Source organism: Bacteroidota bacterium (genome assembly GCA_016713925.1).
Lineage (GTDB): Bacteria > Bacteroidota > Bacteroidia > AKYH767-A > OLB10 > JAJTFW01.
Map to the genome: position 1 here is coordinate 1,106,307 of JADJOH010000008.1, position 16,462 is coordinate 1,122,768.

The following is a 16,462-nucleotide window of genomic DNA, read 5'->3' on the forward strand; positions in this document are numbered from 1 at the left end:
AGATGGTCAAAGTTAATATTTTGGCCTATATGGTTTTCGTTTTGTGTCAAAAGTTATCCAGACTGTCTGTTGATGTAGGGTTTTCCTGCAATTTCGCCTAACATTCACTTACTTGCAGCAATGCCCTCCTCGCTCTGTCCCTCGTACTCGCTCTGTTCCTCGCTCTGTTCCCCCCTCCTCCCAATCCTTCCCCCCCCATACAATTCCGCGAAGTGATCGGTCAGCAGGCCGTTAAAGAAAGACTCCTCACCAGTAGCCGTGAGGGGCGGGTGAGTCATTCTCTTCTGTTTTTTGGTCAGCCCGGGTCGGGGGTGTTGCACTTTAACCGGTTTTCTCGCAGTTTCTAGCCCTCTCCCTCGTTACCCTTCCTCCCCCTCCTCCAATCTCGTCAATTGACGAGAGTTCCTCCCCCCCCCATTCCCCCTCACTTCCCTATCTTTGCCCCCATGCAATTCCGCGATGTGATCGGTCAGCAGGCCGTTAAAGAAAGACTCCTCACCAGTAGTCGTGAGGGGCGTGTGAGTCATGCTCTTCTGTTTTTTGGTCAGCCCGGCTCGGGAGTATTGCCGCTGGCACAGGCCTTTGGGCAGTTTCTGAATTGTGAATCTCCCCTGGAAGATGATAGTTGCGGAGTTTGCGGTTCCTGTAAGCGGGCGGCGAAGATGGTGCATCCCGATATTCATTTCGTGTATCCGATTGTGACGGGCGGTGGAATTCAAAAGCCGAAGAGTATGGATTATATCGCGCAGTGGCGGGAGCTGTTGCTGGCCAATCCCTACGCGAACCTGAATGAGTGGGTGGACTATATCATGGTGGGCGACTCGAAGTCGAAGCAGGGTTTTATTCCGGCAGAGGAGGCGCAGGAGATTGTGCACAAGATTAATCTGAAGGCCTTCGAGGGAAAGTATAAGGTGATTATCATCTGGATGCCCGAGAAAATGAATACGGTCTGTGCGAATAAATTGTTGAAGAGCTTCGAAGAACCTCCTGCCGATACCGTTTTCATCCTCGCCTCCGAAGCCCGCGATCAATTGCTGGTGACGATTCAGAGCCGGATGCAGTTGGTAAAGTTGTCGCGCTTGCAGGAAGAAGAGGTCGTGGCCGGACTGCAAAGTCAGTTTGATTTTCCGGAACCCGAGGCCTATGATATTGCCCGGCTTTCGGAAGGGGATTATAACCTGGCGCTGGAAATTGCCGGAAGGGAAAAGGGTGCCGGGAGTCATGAAGAAGCGTTCCTGAATTGGATGCGTCTCTGTTTCAATCCGTTGAAAGTGATGGACAAACTCCTCGCCTGGGTAGATGGGATGGCGGCGGAAACGCGCGAAGAACAGAAGCAGTTTCTGGCGGCGAGTCTGCAGGTTATCAGGGAATGTATGTTAGTAAATGTCAGCGAAGGTCCGCTGGTGCGGCTCGAGGAAACGCAACGGGCTGCTCTTCAAAAGTTTATACCGTTTATCAACCTGAATAATGTGGATCTTTTTTCCGAGGCTTTGAGTGAGGCGTCGTATCATTTGGAAAGGAATGCCTATGCAAAGATCTTATTCTTAGATTTGTCGTTGAAGGTCAGTCGGATTCTTCAGATAAAATGATTACCCGGTCCGGATTCGGATCGTCTCTATATATGCCAAATGGCAATGAACATAAAAAAAGCAATCTATGGGATGTAGCTCGTGTTCAACTGCCACCAGTACCGGAACTCCTGCAGGCTGTCGTAGTAATGGCACTTGCGGAACAGGTGGATGCAATAAATTAAACGTCTATAACTGGCTCTCTGATATGTATCTCCCCGAAGGACAAAAGTCTTTCGATATAGTGGAAATACGATTTAAAGGAAGCCGTAAAGAGTTTTACCGGAATATCAATAACCTCGAGGTGCACGTCGGGGAAATGGTGGCAGTTGAAGGAAACCCCGGTCACGATATCGGGGAAGTTAGTATGGTGGGGGAGTTGGTGCGGTTTCAGTTGCGTAAGCGTGGACTGAAGGAAGATTCTCATGAAATAAAACAGTTGTACCGTACCGCCAAGCAAGCGGATGTGGACAAGTGGAAGGAAGTAAAGGACCTGGAGTTTACCACGATGCATAGCTCGCGGAAAATGGCATTGGCGCTGAATTTAAAGATGAAGATCAGCGATGTGGAGTATCAGGGCGATGGCAAGAAAGCCACCTTTTTTTATACCGCCGATGATCGCGTCGATTTCCGTGAACTCATCAAGCGTTTAGCCGATCAGTTTAAAGTGCGTATCGAGATGCGTCAGATCGGTATGCGTCAGGAAGCAGCCCGCCTCGGTGGTATCGGCTCCTGCGGAAGAGAGTTGTGTTGCTCGACATGGCTCACCGATTTTAAAGTGGTGTCTACGAGTGCTGCACGTTATCAGAATTTAAGTTTGAATCCCATTAAGCTCGCCGGACAATGTGGTAAGCTGAAGTGTTGTCTCAATTATGAGCTGGATACGTATATGGATGCCGTTAGAGATATTCCTGATTCCGGAATTAAGTTGCTGACAGGAAAGGGAACTTTGCTGCATCGCAAGACGGATATCTTCAAACGCATCATGTGGTACGCCCTTCTTCCTGAACCAAGGGAAGGCGATGAGCGTACTTTCTTCGGCGCGGAGCAATGGGTGCCGATGGATGTGGATCGTGTCAAGGAAATTATCGCGTTGAATAAACAGGGTGTGAAACCGGATGATACCGGTGCCATTGAGATGGAAGAGGAAGAGGATGAATTGGGTTACGATGATGTGGTGGGACAAGATAGTCTGACCCGCATGGACCGGAAGAAAAAGAAGAAGAAGAAAAAGAAACCGGGTGCAACATCTTCCGCTACTCCTTCAGAAGCAGGCGCTCGTCCGCAACAGCCGCAACAAAAAAATCCGCAAGGTCAGGGACAACAACGTCCCCAGCAGAAACCTGCAGGTGGTCCTCCTCAGCGTGGCGCAAATCCGCGTCAGCAACCGCAGCAGGGAGATGCATCGCAAAAGCCACAGCAGCAGAAGCCACAGCAGGAGCAACGCAATACTGCTCCCGGTCAACAGCCGCCCCAAAATAAACCACAGCAGGAGCAACGCAATGCACCGCCCCGCCGACAGCCTCCAACGGGCAATCAGCCTCCGGCGCAGACCTCTGCTCAGCCAGCGCCGCAGCAAAAGCCGCAGACAAATCCGCAGCCGGCCCCGCAAGCGCCTAAGCCCGCTCCTGTTTCTCCGGCTCCATCTCCACAACAACAGGGCGCCCGTCCACAGCGTCAGGCACCTGCAGAAAATGGAAATGCTTCGGGAAGTCCGGCAACGCCTCCGGCAAATCCAACACCGGCACCTTCAGGAAATCGTCCGCCGAGGAAAGCGCCGGGAAGTGATAACGCATAAATAGTAACAACAATGAACCGCGTACCAACTATCGGTCAGGCCGTAACGAAAAGTAAAAACGTTTCGAAGTTTATGGTTTTCCTGCTGCTTGTATTTTTTTCCGCTTGTGATTCTTCCGTAGTGTACGAAGAGAATCATAAAATTGAAGACAACAACTGGTCGGCGGATAAACCCATGACCTTCCTGGCCTCTATCGACGATACGACCAGCGCACACAATGTCTATATCAACCTGCGGAATGCCAGCCATTATCCGTTCAGCAATATTTTTCTCTTCCTCAACACCACTTTTCCGGGAGGAGAATTAGATCGCGATACGCTGGAGATTATGCTGGCCACTCCTGATGGGAAATGGTTGGGTGAAGGCTTAGGTGATATCTGGGATAACCGTGTATTGTTTAAGAAGAATGTCAGCTTCCCTCAAAAGGGAGAATATCGATTTGAATTTACTCAGGCGATGCGATTGAATCCATTGCCGGGAGTAATGGACGTCGGAATAAGAATTGAGAAATCGAAATAATAGGCCGTTAGCAAAACGAAGCTACCGGCTTCCGGCTACCAGCTACCGGCTTTGGGCTTTCTGCGAAGGGCGGAGGCAGTGGGCTGCAAGATAGGAGCGGAGTACTGGACTCTACAATCCATAAATTATTCCCAAAAGAGAATTAATTCGCAATAAAAATAAGCCGGAAGCCCGAAGCCCGAAGCCGGTAGCCGGAAGCCCGAAGCCGGTAGCCAAAAATCAGCTAATAAATAAAAACATGCTCCGTATACTATTTCTTTTAACAATTATAAATTCCGTTGCAATTGCGCAGAAGGATTCGGTATTGATCTATCGTCCGGAGGCTGATGCGAAAATGGAAATAGGGGAGAGCGTGAAGAAAGCAAAGGCAGAGAAAAAGCATGTGATGTTGATGATCGGCGGGAACTGGTGCCGCTGGTGTAAAATGTTTGATAGGTTTAGTCATTCGAATGCGAAAGTGGATTCAACAATGAAAGCCGATTTTATCTTTCTGCATGTGAATTACAGCAAGGAAAATAAGAATCTGGATGTTTTAAAATCACTTTCTTATCCGCAGCGCTTTGGATTTCCGGTCTTCGTGGTGCTGGATGATGAGGGTAAAGTAGTGCATACACAGAACAGTGCTTATCTGGAAGAGAAGGAAGGCTACAGCGAGGAGAAAGTAGTCGACTTTTTGCATCAATGGCGTAAGGATGCTTTTAATCCGGAGTATTATCTGAAATAAAATTAAACATGACTTCATTGAGAAAGTACTCTTGTCGTTTTACCTGCTGCTCACTGTTGTTCAGTTTACTTTTTCTGTTTTCGTCTTCTTCCGCGCAAACGAATTATTCCTATTCTTCAAAGAAAAACCTGAATGGACTTTCTGCTGCAGTCGTTGCTGCTCATCCCCTCGCTGCCGATGCCGGGACATTGATGTTCAGCTATGGCGGGAATGCTTTCGATGCGGCTGTGGCTACTCAACTGGCGCTGGCTGTCGTTTATCCACGTGCGGGAAACCTGGGCGGCGGCGGATTTTTAGTGGCCTTGATGAAGGACGATGTGGCATTTACCATCGACTTCAGAGAAACTGCTCCGTCTAACGTTCACGCCAATACGTACGTGGATACCCTCACCGGACAGGCCGACACCGGCAGATCATTGAATGGTCCTTCTTCGAGTGGTGTACCGGGAACTGTTGCGGGTTTGATGGAGACCAATCGCTATGCCCGTTTACCCTTTGATTCATTGATCGCTCCTGCTATCCGTTTAGCTGAGCAGGGATTTTGTATTACCGCACTGGAAGCAGAAAAGCTGAATAGCAATCGTGCTGTTTTTCTGAAGAATAATAAGGAGAAAATACTTTTTGTGAAAGATGTAAATTGGAAAGAAGGAGATACCCTTCGGCAGCCGGTTTTGGCGAACACCCTGAGACGAATAGGGAAGAAGGGGCTCAATGATTTTTACCGGGGAGAAACGGCAAAGTATATTGTGGAAGAAATGCAGCGTGGCGGTGGTTATGTCACGGAGAAGGATCTGGAAAATTATCGGGTGAAGAATGGTGATGCCATGCGTTTTGATTACAAGGAGTATTCGCTGATTACGATGCCCCTGCCTTCTTCCGGAGGAATAATCATGCAGCAGGTCCTCACGATGATGCAGATCCTTGAAAAGAAATATGGGAAACCGGCCAACCTCGTTCAGTTTTATCAACGCTTCATAGAATCCGAACGCAGAGCCTATGCCGATCGTTCCCAATGGCCCGGTGATCCTGCTTTTGTGGATGTTCCGGTCGATACCTTGATTTCTAAAAAATATCTAACGGCAAGGATAGCCGACTTTAATCCAAACAAAGCCGGAAGCAGTAAAATCACTGAACCCGGAGTCATCGAAAGTGAAGAAACCACGCATATCAGTGTCGTGGATACATTTGGAAATGTCCTCTCCATTACCACCACGCTGAATGGCAACTATGGTTCTAAGACGATGGTGAAAGGAGCAGGCTTCTTCCTGAACAATGAAATGGATGACTTCAGTATTCAGCCCGGTGTAGCCAATCAGTTTGGTGCAGTCGGCGGAACGGCCAACGCCATTGAACCCGGCAAACGTATGCTCAGCAGCATGTCGCCCACCATCGTTTTAAAGAACGGTAAATTTTTCGCGGTCCTCGGCGCACCCGGCGGCACCACTATCCCCAGCTCTGTAATGCTTACATTTTTGCGAATAGCAGATTTAAAACAAGACCCGTCCACCTCAGTCAACGATCCCCGCTTGCATCATCAATGGCTACCGGATATCGTCAGCGTTGAAAAAGGATTTCCATCTGACATTGCATCTTCCCTTGAAAGTAAAGGCTATGTCGTCAACTACAGATCACCATTCGGAACGATAGAATTAATCGTCGCAGATCAGGATGGTAAACTAAATGGTATTGCGGATTCGAGGGGAGATGATAGTGTAGCGGGGGAGAAGTAGAATGGTTGCGGATTGATTTCATATCCTCAACACAATTTTTTACCACTTACCTGGAATTAATCACCGCAAATTTATTTCTATGTGCCGATGCATCATTACCGAGATGAAGTAAATAAATTCCGTCACTCAAACCAATATTCAAATCTACCTTATATTCTGTTCCCTGGTTAGCCGGTAAGATGCCGTTTTGAACCAACTGGCCATTGGAACTAAAAATACCATAAGGCAACTGCTGCGATTGTGCTTTTCCCAGTTGAATAAAAAGACTGTTGTTGCTATAATAACTTTTCATTTCAGGTAATATATTGTTTTCGGTTTCTAAACCGACCGTTAACGTATCGCATCCACTTCCTGCCGCCGCTCCCAATCTATAATAAGGAAAAGAAGGTATGCTCGATCCGTGATAGGAGATCAGTTGCAGTTGATGTTGTACAAAATTGCAGTTCGTATCCGGCTGGTCAGGGTCGTTGATGACATGCAGGAATCTTGATCCACCCCAGCAGACCATGTAGATTTTATTATCGGGGGCCAATTGCATCCTGTAGAAGTAGTTGGGAAAGGGATCCGTAAAACCATCGAAAGTGCCAAGGTGTTTCTTTCCCGAATCCAAGGGTGCAGCAAGAAGATCATATTGGTAGAGATCATAAGAAGTAGAGATATAAAGGTAGCGGGAGTTTGGTGAAAACGCACATCCCAATACAGCACTATCAATAATCGGTGTGTAAATAATACTGTCTTTGAAGGAAAGCGTTCCATTGCAGCGATCGAAATCATAAAGGATCACTTTGTTTTTTGCCACAGGTTGTCCGAGGTCTGAAGAAGTATAGGCGAAGAAGTTTCCATCCGGCGAAAAATTACTTTGTCCGCGGATTAATCCATTTCTTATTGAAACAACATTGCCGGATTTAATGATGGTGTCTATTCCTGTAGGAGTGACCAGCACAGAGTAAAATTTGCGTGATTCATTTTCACCAATTACGACCCACCAGTCGCGTCCGTTCCCATGTTTCACCGCGTTCAAGGTGCGATAGGTAAGTGTATCGTTAATGACGACCTGCTTCTTTACCGTCATCGCGCCCGCACCGCCCTGAAGACTCATGTCAATTTTACTTAGTCGCAATTCAAGTGGAAGAAGGTTGTTTCCTGCAATTGCACCGCCAATGTGAAAGATGAGATATTCGGTGGAAGAACCAGGCTGGGGCAGAATGAGGGCGCATTGTTCGATGTTTAATGAATTTGCACCGTTGGTAATATCATCCATATTAAAGGTGTCGGCATTAAATAAAGGTGCATCAAATTTATTTGCAACGAAAACACCATTGGTATAAAATTGTAGTAAACCTTGCGCATTGCAAATAGAAGTGGATGTTCCAAACATGGGGAAGTATCCGTAATATCCAATGGTGTCTGGTTGTCCGAACATAAAGTCCAGGGCAGGATATGCTTGCCATGCAGAATATTGATAGCCCATCATCCATTTGTTGTCATACTTCTGTGCAGAACTTGTAAAAGCAGTACAAAGTAGAAGTATGAAAAGTGATGTTGAAGTAAACCAGGAGTGTTTTTTGCTCATTGCCTGATAAGTTTTATAGTTTGACGGGATGATTTACTGATCAGCTCTACGAGATAAAGTCCTTTGGCGAGATCACCCGAAGAAACAATCCTGTTTTCATTGCCTGCTATTTGAACAGTTTGAACAATCACACCTTGCAGGGTTCTGATAATTGCATTTACCACATCCCGAGAATTGTTTTCTATTGAAAAATTATCGGTGAATGGATTCGGAAAAATGCGAATGGAAGCTGGCGCTGAATTTTCATCCTCTCCGGTAATGCAGTTTTTAACGTTTATATTTCCCGGTAAAAAGTAGGTGTTTGTTCCGGAAAGGTTAGAAATGGTAAGACTTACAGGGTAATTTCCTGCAGTGTTATACTGAACAATTGGATTTTGTTGTGTAGACCAATCCGGAAGTCCGCCGGGCAAATTCCAGTCGTATTGGGCAAACAGGTCATCAGTAGTGCAATAGTAAAATACATATTGGTATTCGCAGATAGAATCTTTGTTACTTGAAATGACAGCTGCAGGCGGAGTGAATTCCAGTATACCGATATTGTTCAGTTGTTTTTCGCCGGAAGCAGAATTGATGTAAGGAAAAAATCCTCCGATCATGACATGCGTGGAATCCAGATTTAAACTGGTATAGGGAAATATCCCTTCTGCTTGTAACCATAAAGTATCATTCACTTCTTTGAATATCCCGTAATTTTCATCAACGGAGAATAATTCATCTCTAAGATTCAGAGGATTGAAGGTGTCAAAGTAATCAGCATTGACCATGCCTAAAGTATCTAATGAATTATCTGTTACCTTGTACATCCGGGTTTGTGATCCAACAAATAAGGTGTCGTTTAGAATCAACATTTTTCCGGTTTCCTGTTGTATTCCCACACTCACCCAGGTATTGCCATTCAGATAATACAAGTCGTCATAAAGTACGGATGCGTACAATTTGTTGTGATACCAGGCTAGCTCGTATGCGCCCAATCCCCAAAGTTGTGAACCGATATTCAAATCATAAAAGGAAGTGCCGTCATATCGTGCAATATATTCAATAGAGTTGCCTCCAATGTTGTAGAAGTTTCCGGCAATCATTAAATCGTTGCCAACGACTAATAATTTTAAAATAGTTTTATCTGCTCCGGTTGAAACCGGTTGCCATACTGTTCCATTCCATTTTGCAAGTCCATTGACAACCGTTGTTCCGGCAAATCTAAAACTACCTCCTGCATACAGTTCTCCATTATAAAACGCAAGTGAACGCACCGTACCTGTAAAACCACTGTCCATCGGATGCCATTGATTGCCGTCCCACATGGCGATCATAGGTGCGAATTGGTTACCGGCGAAAATGAAAAATCCTCCAACGTATATATTGCCCGTCACCGTATCTTTCGCGATAGTTGCTACACTGGCATTTTGCCAGGGATCCACATAAGCAGCCGCACATTTCCCCGTGTTGGAAATGACCTGATTTTTATAACTGATGATGCCAGGGTTGATGACTGAATTGATGGAATAAAAGTTTCCTGCAATGTATAGCGTAGAGTCATAGCTCAAAAATGAATAGTATTCAGGACGGAATGTCGCGCCGGTGCCTGTGATTCTTGAGTAACATACGCGTTCACCCAATTGACCGTTGTCGATTTTTCGGATGATATTATCCTTTGTATTGGTGGATGCGACGGAGTACATACTGTCATAGGTAATATAAATATCACCCATGTGAGAAAAGGCATGGTCAATGCCAACCGGAAAATAGTATGCAGCTATGCGTTGTTGTCCGCTCCATCTGACTATGGTGTCGTTTACTATACTGTACAGCGTATCTTGTATTGAAAATAAATCATTGCATTGATACCATGTTCCGCTAGGAATTGTTATTCCTCCGGTATTTCCGAAACCATCCACCCATCCCGGTGCACTCACGGAGTCTCCGTTAAAGGTGGTGAATTGTCCACCCAGGAATAAAGTGTCGTGCACGATTTCCATTTCTTCAGGCGGATAGTTAAAACCATTTCCAACTGCAGACCATGTCCCGTTTTCGTATTTTGCAAAATACCGGGCGTTGACTCCGTCGATGGAAGTGAAGTTGCCGGAGGCGTAGAGCGCACCTTTGTACATTTTAACACACCATACCGATCCTGAAGGAGGAATAGTATAAAGCGATTGCCATTGGGTCCCGTCCCAGGAAGCCAGATGACTGATTCCCGGATAGCCGTCAATGGTAAAATTTCCTGCACAGTATAAAATACCATTGTCACTGTGTAAATTGTAAACAGCTCCAATCACCCCGGATTGCAACGAATCCCACGAGACACCATTCCACATGGCGATATTGTTTGTCTTCAATTCATTCATCGCATCAAAATATCCGCCTGCATAGATGTTTCCTGAAAGGCTGTCAACGCACATGGTATTTATTAAGCCCTGGCACTTGATGCCCTCTCCCATTGGCAGTAGCTTTTGACAATAAGCAGTAGGGCAGATGCAAAGAGAAATGAGAAAGATCCGAATAAATGGAATGGTATTCATGATCTAAATAGTTGAAGGTGACAGGTTCATTTCTCAAATGTAAGAAAATGTTGATTGAAAAGTCCCCGTACATCACATTTTTCCTTTAATCCGTCATTTGAATAGGTTAACCATCTTTTACGAGGGGATAAATGAACAAACCTCATGGGATGAGCAGGGTAATTGCGCTACCTTAAAAAATGAGTAGTACAAGATTTTTCAAGTCCGTAAGGGGAAAATTATTCTGAAGCGCTCGTCAAAGATTTATGTTAATCATTTGTATTCGTTTAGAGACGAGTAATGGCTTTCGTCCACCTTATTTTTGCGTTCAAATTAAAATCATATGGCATACATAGATATTCATGATATGGAAGTTTATAAACTTTCCAGAAAACTCTCTTCAATGGCTTGGGATATATACGTCTCCTTGCCCCAGTATTTAAAATTTCACATGGGCGATCAGCTCCTACGCGCCAGCGACTCTGTTGGCGCAAATTTAACGGAAGGTTATTTTCGTTACACTTACAAAGACAAAAATAAATTTTATGTCATTGCAAGAGCATCCCACGGAGAAGCCTTTAAACATTGGATGTCACTACTATTAGAGCGCGAGTTGATTAGTCTTGAGTTGCATGATGATTTTTTAGCAACCTCCAAAGATCTGAATGTAAAACTGAATAACTTCATTACAAAAACCAGAGGTCAGTCCTGAATAATTTCATCGGTACATTGAACCAGGTTGAGATACTTTGAGATACTTTGATATACAGTTGGAATACAGTTGGAATACAGTTGAAATACAGTTGAAATACAGTTGAAATACAGTTGGAATACAGTTGAAATACAGTTGGAATACAGTCGATATACAATATAAGACCGTATATCAAAGTATATCAAAGTATCTCAAAGTATATCAAAGTATCTCAAAGTATCTCAAAGTATATCAAACTATCTCAAAGTATATCAACTGTATATCAAAGTATCCCAACCGTATATCAAAGTATATCATTTTCACCTAATTTCGCGCCATGGATAATTCTGCCTTCTGGATCGGCTTCAATCTCTTTATTCTCGCTATGCTGGCTTTTGATTTGGGTATAGTGAACAGAAAAGAAAAGGCGATATCGTTCAAGGAATCAATTTTATGGGTGGCTTTCTGGTCATCGCTGGCATTGGCGTTTAATGGACTGGTGTATTATTGGTTCGGTCCTGAAAAGGCATTTGAGTTTCTAACCGGTTATGTGATCGAATGGTCGCTGAGTGTGGATAACCTTTTTGTGTTTATCGTGATCTTTAATTTTTTCAAAGTGCCGAAGCAATACCAGCATAGAGTATTGTTCTGGGGAATTTTGGGCGCCTTGATCCTGAGAGGAACATTTATCGTGGTGGGAGTAGCCTTGTTTAACAAGTTTGAATGGATGATCTATATTTTTGGCGGCATCCTCGTCTTTACCGGTTTGAAGATGTTGTTCTCAAACGAGGAGGAGGATCCGAAACTGGATAAGAATATTTTTGTGCGCGCCTGCAAAAAGATTTTACCCGTGACGGAAGAATACCATGGCAAGGATTTTTTTGTGAAGAGTAAGGGAAGATGGCTGGCTACTCCGCTCTTTATCGTGCTGGTCGTGGTGGATTTTACAGATTTAGTGTTTGCCGTTGACTCTATTCCGGCAGTACTTTCCATCAGCAGTGACCCTTTTATCGTATATTCCAGTAATGTATTTGCGATACTCGGACTTCGATCTCTTTTCTTTGCCTTGAGTGGGATGATGGATTTATTCCGCTACCTGAAGTACGGTCTCGCGATTATACTCTCCTTCGTCGGCGTGAAAATGTTGATCTCTCATTATGTGCATATCCCGGTAGAATGGGCCTTGTTCGTGGTCGTGATGATTCTGGCCACGAGTATTATGATTTCGTTGGTGAAGAAAGAAAAAGTTTAACCGGGTTATTTAAACCTTTGCAATTGGAATAGATCAAAGGATGCTGTTAACACTGCCTATATGAAAAAAAATCTCCTGTTTACGCTCTTCGTTTTCGTTCACTGGTTCGGCTATGCTCAGCAAAATACCATTATCATTATCGCCGATGATCTGGGTACTGATTATCTCGGCTTTTATCCCAATGATGGCGATACTGCCAATACTCCTGTTCTTAGAAGTCTGTTAGACGAGGGCGTGTTGTTTTCTAATGCCTGGTCGAATCCGGTATGTTCTCCAACACGTGCAGGATTATTTACGGGTCGGTATTCGTTTAGAACAGGTGTTGGATATGTTGTCGGATTATCTAACAGTCCTCAGTTGGATACTGCGGAGATGAGCGTTGCAAGACTCCTCCGCGATTTTGCCCCTGTAAAATATGCTACAGCGAATGTGGGGAAATGGCATTTGCATACCACAATGCCTCCGGCCAAAAGAGTGTTTCCAAATTATATGGGCTATGATTTGTACTCCGGGAATTTTAATGGCGCCATCACCGATTTCTATCAATGGACCCGGATTAAGAATGGCGTGATGGATACTGTTTCCACCTATGCAACCACTCAAAATATTAATGATGCCATTGACTGGCTGGATACTTTAAGTTCCAATAATCCATTCTTCCTCTGGGTCGCATTCAATGCACCGCATACTCCTCATCATAAACCTCCTGATAGCCTGATCAGCAATCCCGGACTTCCCGGTACTCCCGGACATATCAATGCAAATCCTTCCTTGTATTTTAAAGCAGCCATAGAGGCGTTGGATACAGAGGTAGGAAGGTTATTTCAGTACCTGGATCAGAATAATCTGCGGGATAGTACCAATATTATTTTTATAGGAGATAACGGTCAGGAAAAATCAGTGGCGAAAATTCAGGATACCACTCATGTGAAAGGGACTTTGTACGATTACGGTATTCATGTGCCGATGATCATCTCCGGACCTGCTGTAGTAAATCCAAACAGGAGCAGTACAGCACTGGTAAATACCGTCGATCTTTTTGCAACCATGCTGGAGATGGGTGGATTTAATAACTGGCTCCCTTTTATTCCTCCTGCAAAACTTCCTGTGGATGCAGTGAGTCTGATGCCGCTCTTGAAGAATGATACAACTGCCGTTCGGAACTGGGTATTTTCAGAGCAATTTCAGCCGGTCAGCAATCCCAAAGACGGGAAGACCATCCGCAACATCGATTATAAACTCATCGATTTCGATAATGGCACGCAGCGTTTTTACAACCTCACCATCGATCCGTTGGAACAAGTAGATTTATTGTCGCAAACTTTAATGACCTTCAACGATACCCTGAATTACAACGAACTCTGTAATGCCTTGAATACATTGGTGGGCGCGCCGCTCTGTTCCCTGCAAACTACAAGTATTTCAGAGGGCCTTAATCCACACAACAACGTACTATTAGTCCCCAATCCTGCAAATGAAGAAGTGCAGGTGATACTGCACGATATGAACCAGCTATCATCTGTTCATGTCACCGATGTAGCAGGCCGTACAATTCATATTTCAACCATCGGGTCAATCGATACGAAGCCTTTACCGGATGGAATTTACCATCTCCGTATATCCACGCTAAAAGGAATCTTCCACCGCCAATTGATCGTGAGACATTAAAAAAAGGAAACATAATTATCATTTAATCCTTTGCGACCGCTGCGCCTCCGTTGCGCTCTTTGCGCCTGCCGACCGCAGCTTGCTCCTTCGCTCAAGCTTTGGAGCACACAGTTAGCGAAGGTGGGTTTAAACTTAAATTCATATATAGCCGAAAATATGAATGGGCCACAGATTATTATGATTGAATATGATGTATCATGATTTTACGCTACGACTTCATTGCTTTAGTTAAGTTAGCTGTGTCTCAATTTCTCTGCGGCTCCGCGTCTCTGCGAGAAACCTTTAAATAAATGATAAAGTAGCTGCGGCTACTGTGCTTCCCTGCTTCGCATTCCACACAGGATCTTCACTTCGCTTAGATCCTCGTCTCTAAACTTTGCGTCTCCGCGTCTCCGCGAGAAACTTTTAAAAGTTGATTTTGGTTTTGTATTTGTAAATGAAATAGAGGTAACTATTTATTATCCGTTTGAGTGATTATCATTATTTTCACCCCGTTAATTATTCATTCAAGTGAAAATCCTTCCATCTCTTCAAATGATAATTCGCTTTGCCAAATACTATATTTCGGCAACCAATCGTCATGGACTTCAGGGACCATTTGCTTACCAACTCAACGAAGCCGTTTTTCGCCATGACAGGAGAGAAGCTGTGCATAAAGAAATTGAAGCAACACGTGATCATCTTTTAAAGAACCACCGGAAAATAAATGTACTTGATTTTGGCGCCGGCTTTGGAGGAAGGGTGTACAAGGAAAGAACAATTTCATACATCACTAAAAATTCGTCAAAGCCTCCCCGTTATGCCCGGATGCTTCATCGTTTGGTAAAACATCTGAAGCCAAAGCTCATGTTGGAACTCGGAACATCCGTCGGGATAAGTGCGCTCTATCAGTCTGCCGGAAATCCGCAAGGCCGAATGATCACGATGGAAGGCTGTCCCGAAACAGCGACGATCGCCCGGGCTAACGTTCAGCAATTTCCTTCTTTGAACATTGAAATAGTGGAAGGTGCTTTTGAGGAAAGTCTGCCGCAATTGTTAACGAAGATCGATCAGATCGATTATCTTTTTATCGATGGTCATCATCGTCTTGAACCGACTTTGAAATACATCGATCTCTGCTATCCAAAACTAAGCGCTGAAGCAGTCATCGTGGTGGATGATATCAACTGGTCACCTGAAATGCAAGAGGCCTGGAAGCAGCTCAAGACGGATAAGCGTTTTACATTAAGCATTGATGTTTTTATGATCGGGTTGCTCTTCGTGAATAAAAATTTGAGTAAGGAAGATTTTGTTATTCGGTATTAAAGATCAATCAACGTTTTTAGCGAGCTAGACTTTTTTTCTCAATCGGGTTGGATTTAGACAAGAAGTTTGCTACATCTCTAGACAAGGAATCGTGGATTTAGATAGAAATAGTAGAAAATATAGATCCTGTCTCCAATCATAGGGAGCATTAATTCCAAGGCGGATTTTAGGTGAAACCAATTCTGATTTAAACCCGCCTGCGCCGAGGCTTCGGTAGTCAGGCGCAACGTTAGCAGCGATGAAGCAGCGATTTATCTTAACAAATCATAAAAATCATAACCAATCTGCGGCACATTAGATTTTTATTGAGCTGGCAGTTGATTTATCCTGAGGTATCCAATCTCTGTACTGAAATGCTTTTTAAACCCCCTCACCTAAGCTGATGAAACCATTTTCTTCCCTATTTTTGAAGCAAAGCCGTTAACGTGGAACCCATCATCAAAGTCAGAAATATCTCCCGGATTTATAAAGTAGGACTGGAAACCATTCATGCCCTGCGCTCCATTACCCTCGATATTAATAAAAACGAATATGTGGCACTCATGGGCTCCTCCGGCTCCGGTAAATCAACACTCATGAATGTCCTGGGCTGCCTCGATACGCCTTCAGGTGGCGAGTATCACCTCAATGGAATCGATGTATCTCACCTGAACGATAATGAATTAGCAGAGATTCGAAACAAACAGATTGGCTTTGTGTTTCAAACATTCAACCTCTTGCCGCGGAGTACGGCACTGGAGAATGTGGCGCTCCCCCTCGTCTATGCCGGCTTGAGTAAGGAAGTCCGTGACGCCAGAGCCTTGAAAGCATTACAGGATGTAGGCCTCGGTGATCGGGTGACACATCGTCCCAATGAACTCTCGGGAGGGCAACGTCAGAGGGTAGCCATCGCCAGAGCATTGGTGACAAATCCTGCCATTATCCTCGCCGATGAACCTACCGGAAACCTGGACTCCAAAACCTCCGGTGAGATCATGGGCCTTCTCGCTGAAATCCACGATAAGGGGAATACCGTTATTCTGGTGACGCACGAGGAAGATATCGCGCGCTATGCCCATCGCATCGTTCGCTTGAAAGATGGCCTAGTGGAATCAGATGGGGAAAATCAGAAGCGCAATTCGTTAACAACAGCTTAA

12 protein-coding genes are annotated in these 16,462 nt (G+C 44.7%); 10 read left to right on the forward strand and 2 right to left on the reverse strand.

The window, feature by feature from the left end:
• Positions 1-446: 446 nt before the first annotated feature.
• The 5 genes from IPJ86_18505 to ggt all read left to right on the forward strand — a co-directional run bounded on the left by IPJ86_18505 (position 447) and on the right by ggt (position 6,339).
• Complete coding sequence (locus IPJ86_18505; GenBank protein MBK7889210.1) at positions 447-1,589, forward strand: DNA polymerase III subunit delta; 1,143 nt, start codon at positions 447-449, stop codon at positions 1,587-1,589.
• Positions 1,590-1,656: 67 nt separating this feature from the next.
• Positions 1,657-3,366, forward strand: a complete 1,710-nt coding sequence (locus IPJ86_18510) for a hypothetical protein (protein ID MBK7889211.1) — start codon at positions 1,657-1,659, stop codon at positions 3,364-3,366.
• Positions 3,367-3,378: 12 nt separating this feature from the next.
• Positions 3,379-3,885 carry a gliding motility lipoprotein GldH gene (locus tag IPJ86_18515; GenBank protein ID MBK7889212.1) on the forward strand — a complete coding sequence of 169 codons (507 nt, stop codon included), beginning with the start codon at positions 3,379-3,381 and terminating at the stop codon, positions 3,883-3,885.
• Between the two features lie 238 nt (positions 3,886-4,123).
• Positions 4,124-4,609, forward strand: a complete 486-nt coding sequence (locus tag IPJ86_18520; protein MBK7889213.1) for a thioredoxin family protein — start codon at positions 4,124-4,126, stop codon at positions 4,607-4,609.
• 8 nt (positions 4,610-4,617) lie between these two features.
• Positions 4,618-6,339 (forward strand): gamma-glutamyltransferase, encoded by a 1,722-nt coding sequence (ggt, locus tag IPJ86_18525; protein MBK7889214.1) that lies wholly within the window; start codon positions 4,618-4,620, stop codon positions 6,337-6,339.
• 46 nt (positions 6,340-6,385) lie between these two features.
• Here ggt and IPJ86_18530 read toward each other — a convergent pair whose 3' ends face one another.
• Positions 6,386-7,912 (reverse strand): hypothetical protein, encoded by a 1,527-nt coding sequence (locus IPJ86_18530; GenBank protein MBK7889215.1) that lies wholly within the window; start codon positions 7,910-7,912, stop codon positions 6,386-6,388.
• Positions 7,909-10,350 carry a T9SS type A sorting domain-containing protein gene (locus IPJ86_18535; protein ID MBK7889216.1) on the reverse strand — a complete coding sequence of 814 codons (2,442 nt, stop codon included), beginning with the start codon at positions 10,348-10,350 and terminating at the stop codon, positions 7,909-7,911. The genes IPJ86_18530 and IPJ86_18535 overlap by 4 nt, the downstream gene beginning before the upstream one ends.
• 412 nt (positions 10,351-10,762) lie before the next feature.
• Here IPJ86_18535 and IPJ86_18540 point away from each other — a divergent pair, with 412 nt between their 5' ends.
• The 5 genes from IPJ86_18540 to IPJ86_18560 all read left to right on the forward strand — a co-directional run bounded on the left by IPJ86_18540 (position 10,763) and on the right by IPJ86_18560 (position 16,462).
• The gene (locus IPJ86_18540) at positions 10,763-11,122 is read left to right on the forward strand and encodes a four helix bundle protein (protein ID MBK7889217.1); all 360 of its coding nucleotides are present in this window, start codon (positions 10,763-10,765) and stop codon (positions 11,120-11,122) included.
• A gap of 316 nt (positions 11,123-11,438) precedes the next feature.
• Positions 11,439-12,353, forward strand: coding sequence for a TerC family protein (locus tag IPJ86_18545; GenBank protein MBK7889218.1), 915 nt, complete (start codon positions 11,439-11,441; stop codon positions 12,351-12,353).
• Between the two features lie 60 nt (positions 12,354-12,413).
• Positions 12,414-14,021: a sulfatase-like hydrolase/transferase gene (locus tag IPJ86_18550; GenBank protein MBK7889219.1), complete on the forward strand. Its 1,608-nt coding sequence runs from the start codon at positions 12,414-12,416 to the stop codon at positions 14,019-14,021.
• Between the two features lie 510 nt (positions 14,022-14,531).
• Complete coding sequence (locus IPJ86_18555; protein ID MBK7889220.1) at positions 14,532-15,326, forward strand: class I SAM-dependent methyltransferase; 795 nt, start codon at positions 14,532-14,534, stop codon at positions 15,324-15,326.
• A gap of 434 nt (positions 15,327-15,760) precedes the next feature.
• Positions 15,761-16,462: an ABC transporter ATP-binding protein gene (locus IPJ86_18560; GenBank protein ID MBK7889221.1), complete on the forward strand. Its 702-nt coding sequence runs from the start codon at positions 15,761-15,763 to the stop codon at positions 16,460-16,462.